The organism is Ruegeria discodermiae, from assembly GCF_030758345.1.
Lineage (GTDB): Bacteria > Pseudomonadota > Alphaproteobacteria > Rhodobacterales > Rhodobacteraceae > Ruegeria_C.
In genome coordinates, this window is record NZ_JAVAMO010000015.1 from 124,412 (window position 1) to 138,208 (window position 13,797).

The following is a 13,797-nucleotide window of genomic DNA, read 5'->3' on the forward strand; positions in this document are numbered from 1 at the left end:
GCCACGGCCTTCCTGTCAGGTGTGCAGCTCGCCAGCCGGGCCAGTTGGCAAAAAAACTTTCAACAGACGCCGAGAATCCGGTTGACCCTCTCGCACGACATCCTTAAACGGCCCCTCACGACACCTGCCCAGGTGGCGGAATTGGTAGACGCGCTAGCTTCAGGTGCTAGTGTCCGTATGGACGTGGAGGTTCGAGTCCTCTCCTGGGCACCACCCAAAATAGACTAAGTTACTGAAATAGCTTGGCTTTACTGGGTTGTTGACCTACTGAGGTCCACAATCAGGTCCACAAAGCCAATGACAAGACGACTGGTGGTCAAACATCTCCGCATCGAAAAGAACGGCACGTACAAGTACCTTCGACGAGTACCCGAACGACTCCGATCTGCCCTTGGGAAGTCCGAAATCGTTAAGGTATTGGGGCGTTCCGAACCTGAAGCAATGCGGAATTACCTACCGTTTCACGACCATGTTGAGCACTTGTTACGGTCGACGAAGCCAAGCTCTGCATCGTCTGACTTGTGGTCGCTCAAGTCATCAATCGAGGCTCAATTCATCGAAGCTGGTCTCGATCTGCACTCAAAGGGGCGATCAAGTGACGAAGAACTTGCCCGTTCGGAGCAGGCCGACGTAATTCTCTCGAGGTACCCAACCGATCCGTCGACGGGCCAAGCAAGCCCTGAGGATGTGTCCGAAGTCGACTCTGCGACGGTGACCGCTCTATTGAATGGAATACAAAGCATCAAAGCAGAGCTCACTGTCAGCCAGGCCTTTGCGTTTTATCTATATGAAAAGCAAGAACCCGACCCATACAAGCGTAAGAAACAACTTCAGAGGTTTGGTCGTGCCGAACGCAATCTACTGAATGTGACCAAACATGATGTCGCGCTGACGAAGGTCAGTCGTGCACACGCCAGGACACTGCGAGACAACCTCTTGAGGCAAATGGCTTCGTCGTCAGTCAAAAGGAACATCAATGACGTCAAGGCCGTCTTCTCGTTGGCAATCGAAGAACACGACCTCAACATCAACAATCCATTCAACAAGCTTAGATACCCGAAACCGGATGATGCAGCGATCGATCTGAGGCACCCTTTACCAGTCAAGGTCATCCAAGCGATGTATCGAGACTTGGAAAACAACCGAACACTGCAGGATATTTGGACCTTGATTCATCATTCAGGTGCCCGGAGTGCCGAAGTCTTGGGTCTGACTCTGGATGACCTGTTTTTGGATGAGACCATACCCTACTTCGAGATCAAGCCTCAGGGATTAAGGTCCGTCAAAGATCGATCTAGGATCAGGAAAGTTCCACTCATCGGGAGGGCTTTAGTCGTGGCGAGGCGATTAAAGTTAAGTACATCCGAGACAAGCGCCATATTTCCTCAATACGCTGAAAGCAGTCGCCATGACAATTTCAGCCAGGTGACTCGCAGACGCCTTAGGAAATACACAGACAATCCCAAGCACGTCGTATACAGCTTGCGCCACAACATGAAGGACGCTCTTAGGGCAGCAGGTGTTGGAGAAAGGGTCGAACTGGCTCTGCTCGGGCACTCCAGCGAGAAATCTGCCTCCTCTCAATATGGCAGTGGTGTCGGCCTTGAGGAGCTCAGAGATGCCCTTCTCAAGATCGACTTCAAACTCCCGGACTTGACCTAGTTCTATTCAACTCACTGCTACTGATTATCAGTTCCCACATGGAGCCACCCAAAAAATGGCTGACTACGACCGTGATGTCTTGAACAAAGCCAAAATGGCGACTTTTGATCGTTCCCCTTCCTCAGATGCAGCGACGGCGTGGATTGATGCCTTAAACGCAATGAGTTTGGCTCACGAGGCCAGCGAGCACCCCAGAAAACGTGCTCGAAGGCAGATCGACCAACTCTCATTTCGTCGGGCCGTGGGTGCTTTTGCTGCAGACCTCCTTCGTCACAGTGCAAATGAGAGTTCTCATGGCTTCATGTATCGATCCGCAGATCGGGAAATGCTGGCTGAAACACTAGTCAGCAGCAACAACTTTGAGCAGTTGGTGACGTTCTGGACCGAGCTTGGTCTGATGGAAATGACCGGCTACATTGATGCCTATGACGATTTTGAAGGAGAAAGAGTCTCACACTATCGTAAGGCTCGCCGCTTCAGAGCGTCTCATTCTTTTCTCAAATTGGCATTCGATCATGGCGTCGAACCACAGACCGTCAATGACTACTTCGATATCAGCCATCGTCACGCCAACGTCGTTTAGGTCCGGGCTGCAAAGGGATCAGATCAGCATAATTCCCAACGCGGCAAGCTGATAAAGCAGAAGAGCGACGAATACAGACTTCAGTGCGATCGAGTGAGACGCCTCAACCAACTCATGGCCAAGCACGAGTACAACCTATCTGACATCCCGATGGTTCGGAGGGTATTTAACTGTGGTGATCGCCCCGGGTTCGATTTCAATTTAGGAGGCAGATTCTACTGCGCCTCTGATGATAATTGGATGGAGATGCCGAAGGAGAAGAGGGCAAACATCAGAATCGATGGAGAAGAAACCACCGAGATCGATGTTCGTGCCAGCCACCTATCGATCCTCTGCTCGATGTTTGGTGAGCCTCTTAATCGAGACATTGATCCCTACGCTGTTGAAGGCATCCATAGGGACATCGTCAAAAAGATCGTTGTAACGGCGATCGGTAGCGGCAAGCTGCCAACCCAATGGCCTAAGGGCTTCAAGGAAGATTTCAAAGCTAGGCACGGCTGGGCACCTGAGCGACGATCTAAGCTTAAGGATATCACAGAGGTGATCTCAAAAAAGCACCCAGTCTTGTCGAAGTTGAGAAAGGGTGAGCTGGATTGGGCGAACCTTCAGTTCGAAGAGGCCGAATGTTTCTTAGCAGCGATGTCGAGGCTACACGATGAAAGAAAAGCACCCTCTCTGCCGGTTCATGACAGCCTGATCGTTCGTGTGTGCGACGCTGGCTACGCCGCCAATTTTCTCCGAGATGCATACGAGGATCGCCTTGGGTTTAGACCTCACGTTGACATTCAAAGTGCAACGTTCGGTAACCTGGTAGCCTAAGTGTGCTCAAGCTCGACCTTGGTGATACCTAGTATCAGTAGTCATATATCTTCTCCTACTATGTGGCCCCAAGGAGACTTGAGATACATTGAGGGATCGATACACATTACTATGAAGCGTAAGCATTCACATGGGGAAAGCTCTCGGAGCACCGGGTCAGCAATACCACTCGGGCAAATGCGTGGAGCTAGTCAAGCAGCCTTCAAAAGTCACCAAAGTTGCTGTTTGCTATTTCTGGAATCTGAACACCTTCCTGCCGCGCCTTTAAGAGTATGATCCGACCACAGAAGTCTAGCGCCTCATTGGCGAATTTTGAAGTTTCTGTTGCCGACAACTGCGTGGTGCCATGAAATAGTCCGCTTCGAATGGAGTACAGCCGGTCCCACTCTCTGATTTGATCTGCAAGCCCGAGCTCCTCAAGGACACGCTTGACACCCTGTCGGAGACTGAGCCGGAAGAAGCTCCTTCGCAAACCATCAGCAATCTCCAATTTTTCAACGTCGCCAGCGCCCGACTCTTCTAGCTGAGAGGCCAACTCGTTGATCAAGGCTCGCTGTTTCTCAGACCAACCTTCGCCTTGTCCGAGTTCCTCTACAGCGGAAAATGCCAATACCGCTTTCGCCAAAGCCTCTGGGTTCATACAAGCGAAATTCAACAGGTGGACGCCTAGAATCGCGCGTTTTGGTTGGTTGGAGGGGCTCTTTTCGAGTTCATGCATGGATTCAACAAAGAGACCCGGCGCGGCAGTTACCGATCCTTTACCGCTTATATGCATGATTTTATTGAGATCGTCATCCGGGACTACAGTTAGTCCATGTATGTCATCGACCAATCGTTCGCGTTGACCCAGCGCGCCTTGTTCACGCAACCATGCCTCGTTTACCGAGGATGTCGGGTTTCCCTCTCCCATATCTACACCTTGCTTCGTTGCAAGGCACACGATTGCTACCGACGTCTTTAAGTGCTCTCCAAATGCTGCTGCCTCCTCGTTAGTCTCGAATCCCTTTGCAACTAGTGTTACCCAAACCACTTCCTTCAATGGCCGGTCCGGAGGCCAAGACTTAAGCACTACCTCGCGCTCAGAAAGAAGAAAGCTCAAATTGGTTTCGTTGCTTGTGAATGGCTTCCCCAGCCTTACCTTTAGACGTATTCGGAACCCCAAATTATCATTCCTGCTTTCCAAAAAGTCGAGTGATCAATAGCATTTTGTTGGAGCCTATTGGCAAGGGCAACATCATCGGCCAGTCAGCAGGCGAATGGCGGCAACGCCACATAGTCGATGCTAAGCGGCGTCACCTTCAAAAGGCGCATGCATGATCAAGAGGTTAACTTTGTAAGTTTTGTTGTTCCACTAAACTCTGCCTAGCAGTCGACAACACCCTAAAGACGGACCTTTCAGACAACTCTAGGCGCTGGGCGATTGCTCTTTTGCTCAATCCTTGACCGGAGAGAAGCATTATATCCAGTGACTTCATTTGAGCCGTCGGCTTGCGCCCCTTATACCGACCTTCGGCCTTAGCCTTGGCAATCCCTTCACGTTGACGCTCAATCATTAACTCCCTCTCGAATTGGGCCACCGCTCCTAGTACATTCAACATCAGTTTCCCAGTCGCATTGGACGTATCCAATCCTAAATCGAGAACTAGCAGCCCGACCTTCTTGCCCTCCAACTCCTCGATGATCTCACCCAGATGTTTCACTGAGCGAGCCAATCGATCCAGCTTGGTGACCACCAAAGTATCTCCTTCCCGGCAAAAGCTCAGAGCGTCCCTGAGCGCCTCTCTGATGGCCACAGAGCTTACCTGCTCCTCATACAGCCGATCACAGCCGTTGGCCCTCAGTGACTCTCTCTGGGCCTCCAGACCTGCCCTTTGTTCCAGGGTCGATGTCCTGGCGTATCCGATCAACATGACGATGATCTCCTTGTCTGACACTAGGTTCTAAGGAGTCGTGGCAATGTGTCTGCCAAAAGCGAGAACCGACTCCATAGTCAGGCAATTCCGCCGCCCTGTGAGACTGACACTGAGGCAAGGTCTATCGGCAGACTTGGCGCTGGGCGTAACTGCCTAATAATAACAAAATAGTCAGAAGGGCCGGGGGGGTGATTATGTCGAGTTCAAAAAGGGAGGTGCTTTAGTCTTGAAATTATTCGATTTTCAGTAGGGCGAGCTTTAGTACGCGCTCCTAGGACAACATCCCGATGGCCTAGTGCCAGCACCGTATTAACACGCAACTTTGGCAGGTCAGGTTAGGTCGATCAACACAAACCAAACGATCTCTAGCACGAGCGAAACGAGCAGTCCGTGGACTCGAAACGCCAATGACGGAAGGCGCCGACAAGAAACTAAGACGCTCTAACCCTCAATGCTTTGTGGAGAAAACAAACTTATGACTTGCATGATCTTCTCCCTCACAATATCCTGAGGTTGTTACCACTGTAAAAGCAGTTCTAAGTAAAAAATCATTTTTGAATTACAATCTAGGCAAACAAATGAAGAAACCCCGACTAGTACCGACTTCATATGCGCTCTCGTTGCTGTTGATTACTGGATGCGTGACCCAGCCAGAGGACGTAGTTACCAAAGATGTCGCGAATGCGATTGCGGTTTGCTCTTCAGGATTGACGATATCGAAAGAAGCGCAGCTCGAGTTAGCTGCTGAGATCTCAAGAATCCTGGAAGGGCCTAGCTCAGTGAATGCTTCCGCAGGAATAACACAAGCGATTCGCGGAATAGCTTTCACTGAAGAGGGGTTAAAAAATGAAAATGTGTTAAAGGCGTTTCAAACCTATGACAATTGTGTTCGGTCGGACCTCTCCCAGTATCTAGGATAAGTGGCTTGTATCAACGAAGTATTGCATATTGCACAGCCTCTTTATTCGCCCTTACTGCGTGCATCCAACAAGATGAAACTATTAGTAAGACTTCGCGCGAAATCATAGCGATATGCAGCGCGGGTGTTGGCATTGAAGTATCCGCCTCGGTCCAAGCTGAGTTGAATGAGTTTCGATCAGGGGGGCAACTGTCGGTGGGGGCAGAAAGAGAGATTCGCGGCGCTCTGTTTAAGAACTTGGATTTGGCAAATGAGACCTCCGCGTCAGCCTATGAGAAGTATCTAGGTTGTGTTAAAGCAGAAGCCGCCACGAGCCAATTTATTTCTCTGCTAGAAGCCCGAAGCGCAAGGATAGTATCTGATTTGACAGCGATCGGAGCTTCGACGTCAGAGATACAGAACATTTCATCCCTGATGAATGAACACATTAGAGCAACTCGCCTCGGTGATATGTCCGCAGCACATCTACTTCATACTGAGATCAATAAGAGTATCCTTAGAATCTATTCGTCCAAAGGCGAGAATCTAGAGACGGTCGAACTTTATTCGCCTTGAGAATCTGCACGAATGCCGAAGAGATCTGAAGCTCTATTTCGGATAATTGCAGATCTTCGAAAACTACAAACGTTTTCTGATATATCAAGTGATGCAGAATGCACCCCCACAAGCGCCCCATCTGCAATTCGGACTATGGGAGCGCCGCTGAAGCCAGCAAATGTTTGGCATTGGTGTAAGATACAGCCATCCTGGAGTTGCGCAACGTAACAAGACGGTCTAGCGTCAACCACTATCCTGCTACTCACCCAATTTGCGATGTCAGCAGCATCCACGCTTTCGAGTGAAGTCTCCGTTGGGTCATTGGGGAGTATTCCAGCCACCATTATTCTATCCCACTTATTTGCCGGGGATAACGCTAGTGTCGGAAGCTCGTAGTTCAAACCCTGTATGCGTAGGAGAATATGGTCAGCTTCGGGTCGATTAGGATAAAATGAGCTTTGATCCAACGGCGCGATGTTAGGGAAGACATAGGGTGAAATGAAAGGTGCTACTAACCGTGTGTTCCTTTTCAATCGAACATTTTGGATTGAAAATTTCTTCTCAGATTTACCATATGTCGAATAGAAGTCTTCTATTTCAGCTGGATCTACTAAGCAGTGTTTCGCCGTCAATACGATATCATGATTAATTAATATACCAGCGCAATATATCTGTCTTAGTTTGCTTCCCTTAAACTCCCCAAGAAATACCAAACGGTTTCGGACAGCTTCGGGAGCCGCATCGACCATGTCGAAGCAATTCGCTCGGTATTCTCGGAAGGCAGATTTAGTCACGAGTGCAGATGTTTCGATTTGATTTTCGCTTCTTCCACGTAATATGCTGAAGTAGTTGCGACAATCCGCGAACTCTGAGCTAAGAGTGTATCGTTCACTTTCCGCCAATTGCTCAGTGTCTTCCGGACTCCCTATCGCATCACCGGGATAGGAGATAATCTGGTCAACGGATTGTTTGTCCAGGTCGCAATTTAGATATGCCCGCAGTTCTAACTCGTGCTCCTTAACGTAGGCAGCCAGAGCGTCTTTTTCCGAAACTCCTTCACTGGGGCCATCATATGGCGGCAGTGTGTTAGATGCTTGGCACTCTTTCCTAACTAACGCCAACTCTGTGATATAGTTTTCAAGGTCTTCTTCAGTTTTTAGACTTAGTTTGGCTTGCGGCTCGGCTTTAGAACTCTGGTCAATGTTTGAATTACTGCTCTCATAACTCCAAGGACTTGTGAAGCAGGTCTTCGAAGAAAAACAAGGCCACGCCGCATCTGCTCGTACACTAGTTGTACCAAGCATTAAGCCTAGAAGGATAATCACATAGGACTTCTTGTAGGGGCATATCATTGCCCCACCACGCCTTGATCCAGGCCCAAAAGATTATTGTTTAGGCCCTTCAGTGCCCCACTGCACAAAGGATTTAACAGGCAGATTGGGCCTAAGGGCCCGGGCGCTTGAAGCGGGCCAGCAGGCTCCATCGCGAGAGCTTGCTCGTCAGGCATACAAAAAATTAGCCCTTGACAAAGCCCGCCTCCGACGCCGGGCATTTCATCTCTCTGGGGAGCTTGAACGAACGGATCGTTTGCTTGGGCCTGGAGTACTAGTCCCTCTCCGTCTTGGTCAATGGCGAAGCCGCGTTGCTCATGCAGGTTCTCTCCAGATTGAACACAGAACGGCCAAACTTGACAACCAGTACCTCCAGTTCCGGGTTCTGGTTTTGGGGTTGTCACAAGTAAAGCGGGCCCAGCAGCTTGAACACCAACAAGCTCCGGCGCGACCCTAGTTGCTCCGAGTTCTCTTGAAGCCAAGGCATTATTAATTTCAAATAGCACCGCTTGCTGGCAACCTTCATCGGTAAGGCAATCCGACATCGCATCATCAATTGGCTGGTTTTCAGAGGCCTCGCCAACAATCGCCTCCAACGACTTCGCAGCGCTCAGCGGAACATCAATACCTTTATTAATTGTCCGAGACGAAGCGCCACTTGGATACATGGCACGGAGCATTCTTTTATCGCCCTCGGACAGGACAAGGTTTTTTTGGGAAAGGACGCAAGTCGGTGCCACTCCCTTCTTGAACATGTTTTTGGTTAGACGATAGTGAGTCATTGACTTCTTATCGTAAGGTAGCTTAGCCACAACAGCTTGGGGAACGCTCTTCTCAATCTTTAGAATGTTATTCCTTACAGCTTCTTCTCGCTTTTCGGCATCATATTTGGGAAAAAGAAGCCGGCCTACTTTCTCCAAGTCAAGCTCGTCATAGCATTTCTGATCAGAATGCTGTTGTTCGTGCACGAAACCCAACGTGTGCAAAAACTCGTGAGTTATAGTTGCTTCGTTCCTTCCGGAGAGGCTCGGTCGCGCGCGATTGCAAAGATTGATCGTGGCCTCATTTTCGTTTTTTGCAATCACATCTCTGGCGGCTCGACCATAGTAAGAGGAACAACCACTTGTCTTTATTCTGATCTGTATATCTACGCCGCGAACCGGGCAAGATTCTTGAGTGACAGCTAGCCCAAGGTTTGTAAACTCGAGTACGCTGTCAAAAACTCTCAATACATTGAGTATCTCGGCCTTTCCTCCGTCAAAGAAGCAAGCCGTCAAGATCTTTTGTTGAGGCCATCTATAATTCTCTAGGAATACTTGTTCTGGGCCGCCTTCTTCATTGACAGCAAACTGCCCCAAAACCGATGCTCCGGCATCGACATCGGTGCCCGTCATCTGAAACACTCTCAATCGGTCAATTTGAGAGCTGTCCAGCCCTTCAAATGCTGCGGGATAGGCCGCGCGGGCATCCTCTTCGTCCAACATTCCTTGCACGTCATGCGCACTAATGTCTGCCGAAAAGACTAAGGAGAAAGCGACACCGAGGGCTACTATTCTGTACGTACTGCGCATCTGTAATCCATTTCCCAATAAGCAAAAAAATAACTTGTGGTAAGAGTGTCTTCGTAACTGTGCTACGTTAGCACAAAGTTGGAGGAATTTCCAATGTCACGTCTCACACCACTGCTTGTGGTTGCCATAGTTGGTTGCTCACAAGATGAACAATTCAGAAATAGCCCTGACGATAGGCTAGATCCTGTACAAGGCGGTTACGACGAAGAAGCTATCTCAACCGCGTTGCAAGCGACATGCCCAATTGTACCGACTGACTTGACTTTATCGAGGCTTTTAAACGAGATTAATCCTCCGAAAGGCGACGCTCGCGGCGCAGCAAGCGCCGTTTGCAATAGCCTAACGGGATAGGTTCGTTTTCAGTTCGCCTGATGTTGAGATGCTGACCGGAGCGTAGACCGCCAATCCAGTTCAAATCCAATTAAAGGCACTTTCAAGTCGCTGTTACGCTCAGGTGTTTGATCCCAGTGTTGATAGTGCGATCCATTCGCTGGAATGGAACGATGCCGTATGGGATAGATACGTTAGGGCTGCGCCACGCACCACCACCCGAAGGGGTCATGCTAAGCATGTTCCCAAGAGGGGACGCACGCCATCCTAGCGACAATACAGCGATCGCAGGCTTCGATCGCGGAGCTGAGCAGGGAACTTGGGGGCAATTCCAAGACGGTAGCAAAGTTGCGAAAGCGGCAGTTAGTTCAAGACCTGAAGACCGACCCCAAGGAGCGACGTTCAACTGTTCTCAGTGCAGAGGAGCAAGCAATGGTCGTGGCATTCCGACGGCACACACTCTTGCCTTGGGATGACTGCTTCTATGCCTTGCAGCCAACGATCCCGCACCCTACGCGCTCATATCTGCGCAGATGCTTCAATGGGATGGTATCTCACGCCTGCCTGAGATGGACTGCGTTAAGTCCAAAAATTCAACGGTTCAGCGATTCCCGATCGGGTTCTTTCGTATCGATATTGCCGAGCTCAGGACGGCAGATGGCAAGCTCTGTCTCTTTGTGACCATCGATCGAACCAGCAAGTTCGCCGTGGCGAAATTGGTCGAGAAGGCGAACCGTAAGACAGCTTGGTAGTTCCTCGAGCGTCGTCTCGAAGCGATTCCCTACCACATTCACACGATCCTCACGGATAACGGCAGCCAGTTCGCTGAGCAGCCGCGAGACCGAAACACGATCTATTCCCGGCCAGCGCGGTTCGACATGATCTGCGAGGCCAACGGCATCGAGCATCGGCTAACCGAGCCGAACCATCCGTGGAATTTGAGAGGGCAGGGTTTGATCCAGTGGCTCAAATCCCCCGATAACGGTCAGGTTGAACGCACGCACCGCACATTCGAGGACGCGACCGTCAAACGCGACCACTAAGAGAGCCACGACCAGCTTCGCACACATCTGGCCGACTTCCTGGATGCCTACAATTACGCACGTCGCCTGAGGACGCACTCGGGTCTGGCGCCCCACGAATGCATCTGCAAAATCTGGACATCAGAAGCAGATCGATTCATCCTAAATCCGATCTGCCAGATGCAGGGACTGAACAGCTAACGCATGTGGCTGCATTTTATCAAGTTGGCGTAAGTCTCCCAAAAATAGCTATAATCTTGGTGGCGGAGACGACTTGATGCACCATCTGAGGTGCTCATGTGAGTCCACATTTTGGTCCACGAGTGAGAATTGACTAACGCTAAGTAATTGATATTATTTAGCCAAATTGTGCAATCGAGTCCTCTCCTGGGCACCAATCTCGTGCGATTTTCCCATGAAATACAATACTTTGTGGACTTGGCGTATATTTCAATCCACCCTTTAGTACACCCCGTGGGCACTGGCTATGCCAAACTCTCCTAGAGCCGGTCGCCATACTGGCGCAGATACCGAGCCACGTTGGGAAGGCTTCGTTGCGCGATGAGTTCAACGAATTGCTCTCCATCTTTGACACTGCTCATGCGCGAACGCATTTGGGCCACGGCGCTGATTGCTCTAACCGGCGACAGGTCGATTGTGTCGGTAATGAATTCATCTGCAGTGAGCGCCTCGACCACGCTTAGTCCAAAATCTCTCTTTTTGTCGCTACAGATTGCGTCAGCGCCTTCTTGGAGGGCTACTGCAGCAACATGTCTGTCATCTTCATCCTGCAGTTGAAAAGTCCGCACCAAGTGCACGAACCTTGGGTCAGAAAGAGCGCTGGGAAACGCCGCCTCAAGCTGGCTTCTCCGCTTGGGCCCATCGCAACCAAGTTTGGAGATTGTAGCCGGCGTTTCATTCAGAATAGTGTCTGACCATAAGTGCGCTGACCGCTTCGGGGCTCTCTTCGCCGTTGTCCTCCCAGGTCAGCGCATCATGGGCTTTGGTAAGACCGCTCAAGGTTATGGCGTCCACTTCGATTTTCAGCTTCTCATCCTTGATGGCCTGGATCTTATTGGACTGGCCCATGCCTTTCTTGCATCAAGCAAGACGGTATTGGTCGCGCTGGCGCGTTGTGCAGTCATGGCATCCTCATGTTGCTGTTTTGCTTACCGTGTATTAAAAATATGTACAGGGTAGGCACGATATCAATACTCTGTTAGCATTTTTGCATACGAGGTTTGCACAATGACGCCCGAGCAGCTAAGAATGGCGCGAAACGCACTCAGGATAGGAACGCGAGAACTCGCTGAATTGGCGGGTGTTTCGTTCACCACGATCAATCGTTTCGAAACTGAAAAAGGTGGCATGCAGCATTCCAATGCAGAGGCCATACGCAAAGCCCTCGAAGCCCAAGGCATCCAGTTTCTGGACAGCGGCGAGGTTGCTGCGGGGCCGGGGGTGGCTTTGAAGAAGCAAGCGAATGACTGACCCAAGGTCTCAGTGCGCTGCAAGGCATCGGTCGGAGCGCGGTGTTACGCCTGTTGCCTACTTGCCCGTTTCCTAGCGGTTGCATTCTTTGAGGAGCTGCTGAACAATCCCCGTCGGGCAACTTGGGTGCAGTAGCCGCCGGAACGCGAAGACACAGAGGATGCAGTAACATGAACTTTTGGAGGATATCGCGGAGTAGCTTGGCAGGGTTTCTTGCTGCACAGATGCTGCTCGCGGCGCAGACAACTACAATGGTTCAGGCAGAGTTGTTAACGACCGAAGCAGCAATCTCGAAATATGCGGCGATTGCTGACCGCGACTATCTCCTTGGTGAGTTGAAGAAGAAGGAGATACGCGATGAGATTATCGCGCAAGGTGTCGATCCAGGTGAGGCAGAGGCCCGACTAAGCGCATTGTCAGATGTGGAAATCGCCTCAATTGTTGAGCAAATGGAAGAAGGAACGGCTGGCGGCAACGCTGTCGTTGGCGCGCTTCTAACGGTTTTTGTCATCCTGCTTGTGACCGACCTGCTTTGTCTAACCAAGGTTTTCTCATTCACACGCTGCGCCACACGTTAAGGCCGCTGTACCTCAAACTCATTCGGGCTGGGTTGGCTGTCGCTCTACCCCTTGTTCTGTTCGCCTGTACGCAAACGGGCGAGCACTTTGATCGCCCTCAAGACGTGCCGCCCAGAGCAATGGTGGCAGATGTACCTATCATCAAGCAAAACGCCTTCCATTGTGGGCCCGCTTCGCTCGCAATGGTTCTTCAATGGTCTGGCAGCGATGTGACACAGGCCGAAATCGCGTCGCTGGCATTCACTCCAAAAGCCAATGGAACATATCTTGCGGACATGATTGGGGCAGCTCGTCGGCGTGGTCAACTTGTCGTCCAACTATCCACCTTCCCCGAACTGCTGGAAGAAGTGGCCGCAGGTCACCCTGTCATCGTATTTCAAAACCTCGGTCTCAGTTGGTCGCCAAGATGGCACTATGCTGTAGTAGTTGGTTACGATTTGGACAGCGAACAATTGGTTCTTCACTCTGGAGAACACGACCGCATGACGATGGACTCGCGCCTATTCCAGCGCACATGGAGGCGAGGCGAGTTCTGGGCTATTACGGTGTTGCCTCCCAACCTGCTTCCTGAAACAGGCAATGAATGGGAAGTGCTGCGCGCGGCGGCGGCGCTTGAGCAGCAGGGACACGATTCAGCTGCTGCGAAAGTCTATAAGAATGGTTCGAGGCGCTGGCCGGAAAACTGGATTTGGCCCTATGGCCTTGGAAATGCACGATACAAGCTGGGCGACCTGGAGGGCGCAAAAGTGGCATTTGAATATGCAGCCAAGGTCGATCCAACCGCACCAGAAATCCAGCACAACCTCGCACAAGTCAAAAAAGAACTAGCTAAGCAAGCCGAGTGAGTGTCTTCGCTAGCTGCAAAGCGCTTGGGTCGTCCCGGAGTTTCGTGCGGATTCCGTGCACTATTCTCTCTCGCCTGCCAAAGCTCTTTGCGCTTGGCCAGATGCTCGGCCATCTGTGTCGGCGTCGGTTCCGACCGCATCAGGTTTTCGTCAATCTCCCAAAGCTGGTGAAAAACGATGTTGGGGACTGGGCGGC

12 protein-coding genes, 1 tRNA gene and 1 pseudogene are annotated in these 13,797 nt (G+C 50.8%); 8 read left to right on the top strand and 6 right to left on the bottom strand.

Features of this window, described 5'->3' with window-relative positions:
* Positions 1-126: 126 nt before the first annotated feature.
* The 4 genes from Q5Y75_RS22770 to Q5Y75_RS22785 all read left to right on the top strand — a co-directional run bounded on the left by Q5Y75_RS22770 (position 127) and on the right by Q5Y75_RS22785 (position 3,064).
* Positions 127-213: transfer RNA gene (locus Q5Y75_RS22770), tRNA-Leu, on the top strand.
* A 99-nt stretch (positions 214-312) separates the two neighbouring features.
* Positions 313-1,662, top strand: a complete 1,350-nt coding sequence (locus Q5Y75_RS22775; protein ID WP_306201879.1) for a site-specific integrase — start codon at positions 313-315, stop codon at positions 1,660-1,662.
* A 55-nt stretch (positions 1,663-1,717) separates the two neighbouring features.
* Positions 1,718-2,245, top strand: coding sequence for a hypothetical protein (locus Q5Y75_RS22780; protein ID WP_306201881.1), 528 nt, complete (start codon positions 1,718-1,720; stop codon positions 2,243-2,245).
* 114 nt (positions 2,246-2,359) lie between these two features.
* On the top strand, positions 2,360-3,064 hold the full coding sequence (locus Q5Y75_RS22785) for a hypothetical protein (protein ID WP_306201883.1): 705 nt from the start codon (positions 2,360-2,362) through the stop codon (positions 3,062-3,064).
* Between the two features lie 202 nt (positions 3,065-3,266).
* On the opposite strand, the gene Q5Y75_RS22790 is transcribed toward Q5Y75_RS22785, so the two are convergent.
* The 4 genes from Q5Y75_RS22790 to Q5Y75_RS22805 all read right to left on the bottom strand — a co-directional run bounded on the left by Q5Y75_RS22790 (position 3,267) and on the right by Q5Y75_RS22805 (position 9,248).
* Positions 3,267-4,163: a hypothetical protein gene (locus tag Q5Y75_RS22790; RefSeq protein ID WP_306201885.1), complete on the bottom strand. Its 897-nt coding sequence runs from the start codon at positions 4,161-4,163 to the stop codon at positions 3,267-3,269.
* A gap of 226 nt (positions 4,164-4,389) precedes the next feature.
* Positions 4,390-4,974, bottom strand: a complete 585-nt coding sequence (locus Q5Y75_RS22795; RefSeq protein WP_306201887.1) for a recombinase family protein — start codon at positions 4,972-4,974, stop codon at positions 4,390-4,392.
* A 1,464-nt stretch (positions 4,975-6,438) separates the two neighbouring features.
* Positions 6,439-7,758: a trypsin-like serine peptidase gene (locus Q5Y75_RS22800; RefSeq protein ID WP_306201888.1), complete on the bottom strand. Its 1,320-nt coding sequence runs from the start codon at positions 7,756-7,758 to the stop codon at positions 6,439-6,441.
* A gap of 23 nt (positions 7,759-7,781) precedes the next feature.
* Positions 7,782-9,248: a M12 family metallopeptidase gene (locus tag Q5Y75_RS22805; RefSeq protein WP_306201890.1), complete on the bottom strand. Its 1,467-nt coding sequence runs from the start codon at positions 9,246-9,248 to the stop codon at positions 7,782-7,784.
* Positions 9,249-9,929: 681 nt separating this feature from the next.
* Between Q5Y75_RS22805 and Q5Y75_RS22810 the strand changes: the two are divergent.
* Positions 9,930-10,888, top strand: a pseudogene (locus tag Q5Y75_RS22810) (DDE-type integrase/transposase/recombinase).
* Positions 10,889-11,187: 299 nt separating this feature from the next.
* Here the strand turns inward: Q5Y75_RS22810 and Q5Y75_RS22815 are convergent.
* A complete protein-coding gene (locus Q5Y75_RS22815) occupies positions 11,188-11,496 on the bottom strand; it encodes a VapC50 family PIN domain-containing toxin (protein ID WP_510769691.1) in 309 nt (102 codons plus the stop codon).
* A 106-nt stretch (positions 11,497-11,602) separates the two neighbouring features.
* Positions 11,603-11,776, bottom strand: coding sequence for a hypothetical protein (locus tag Q5Y75_RS22820; protein ID WP_306201894.1), 174 nt, complete (start codon positions 11,774-11,776; stop codon positions 11,603-11,605).
* Positions 11,777-11,935: 159 nt separating this feature from the next.
* Here Q5Y75_RS22820 and Q5Y75_RS22825 point away from each other — a divergent pair, with 159 nt between their 5' ends.
* From Q5Y75_RS22825 to Q5Y75_RS22835, 3 genes are all read left to right on the top strand, one after another.
* Positions 11,936-12,178: a helix-turn-helix domain-containing protein gene (locus tag Q5Y75_RS22825; RefSeq protein ID WP_306201895.1), complete on the top strand. Its 243-nt coding sequence runs from the start codon at positions 11,936-11,938 to the stop codon at positions 12,176-12,178.
* A gap of 200 nt (positions 12,179-12,378) precedes the next feature.
* Positions 12,379-12,756, top strand: coding sequence for a PA2779 family protein (locus tag Q5Y75_RS22830; RefSeq protein ID WP_306201897.1), 378 nt, complete (start codon positions 12,379-12,381; stop codon positions 12,754-12,756).
* Between the two features lie 119 nt (positions 12,757-12,875).
* A complete protein-coding gene (locus tag Q5Y75_RS22835) occupies positions 12,876-13,601 on the top strand; it encodes a PA2778 family cysteine peptidase (protein ID WP_306201898.1) in 726 nt (241 codons plus the stop codon).
* The last annotated feature ends 196 nt before the right edge of the window (positions 13,602-13,797 follow it).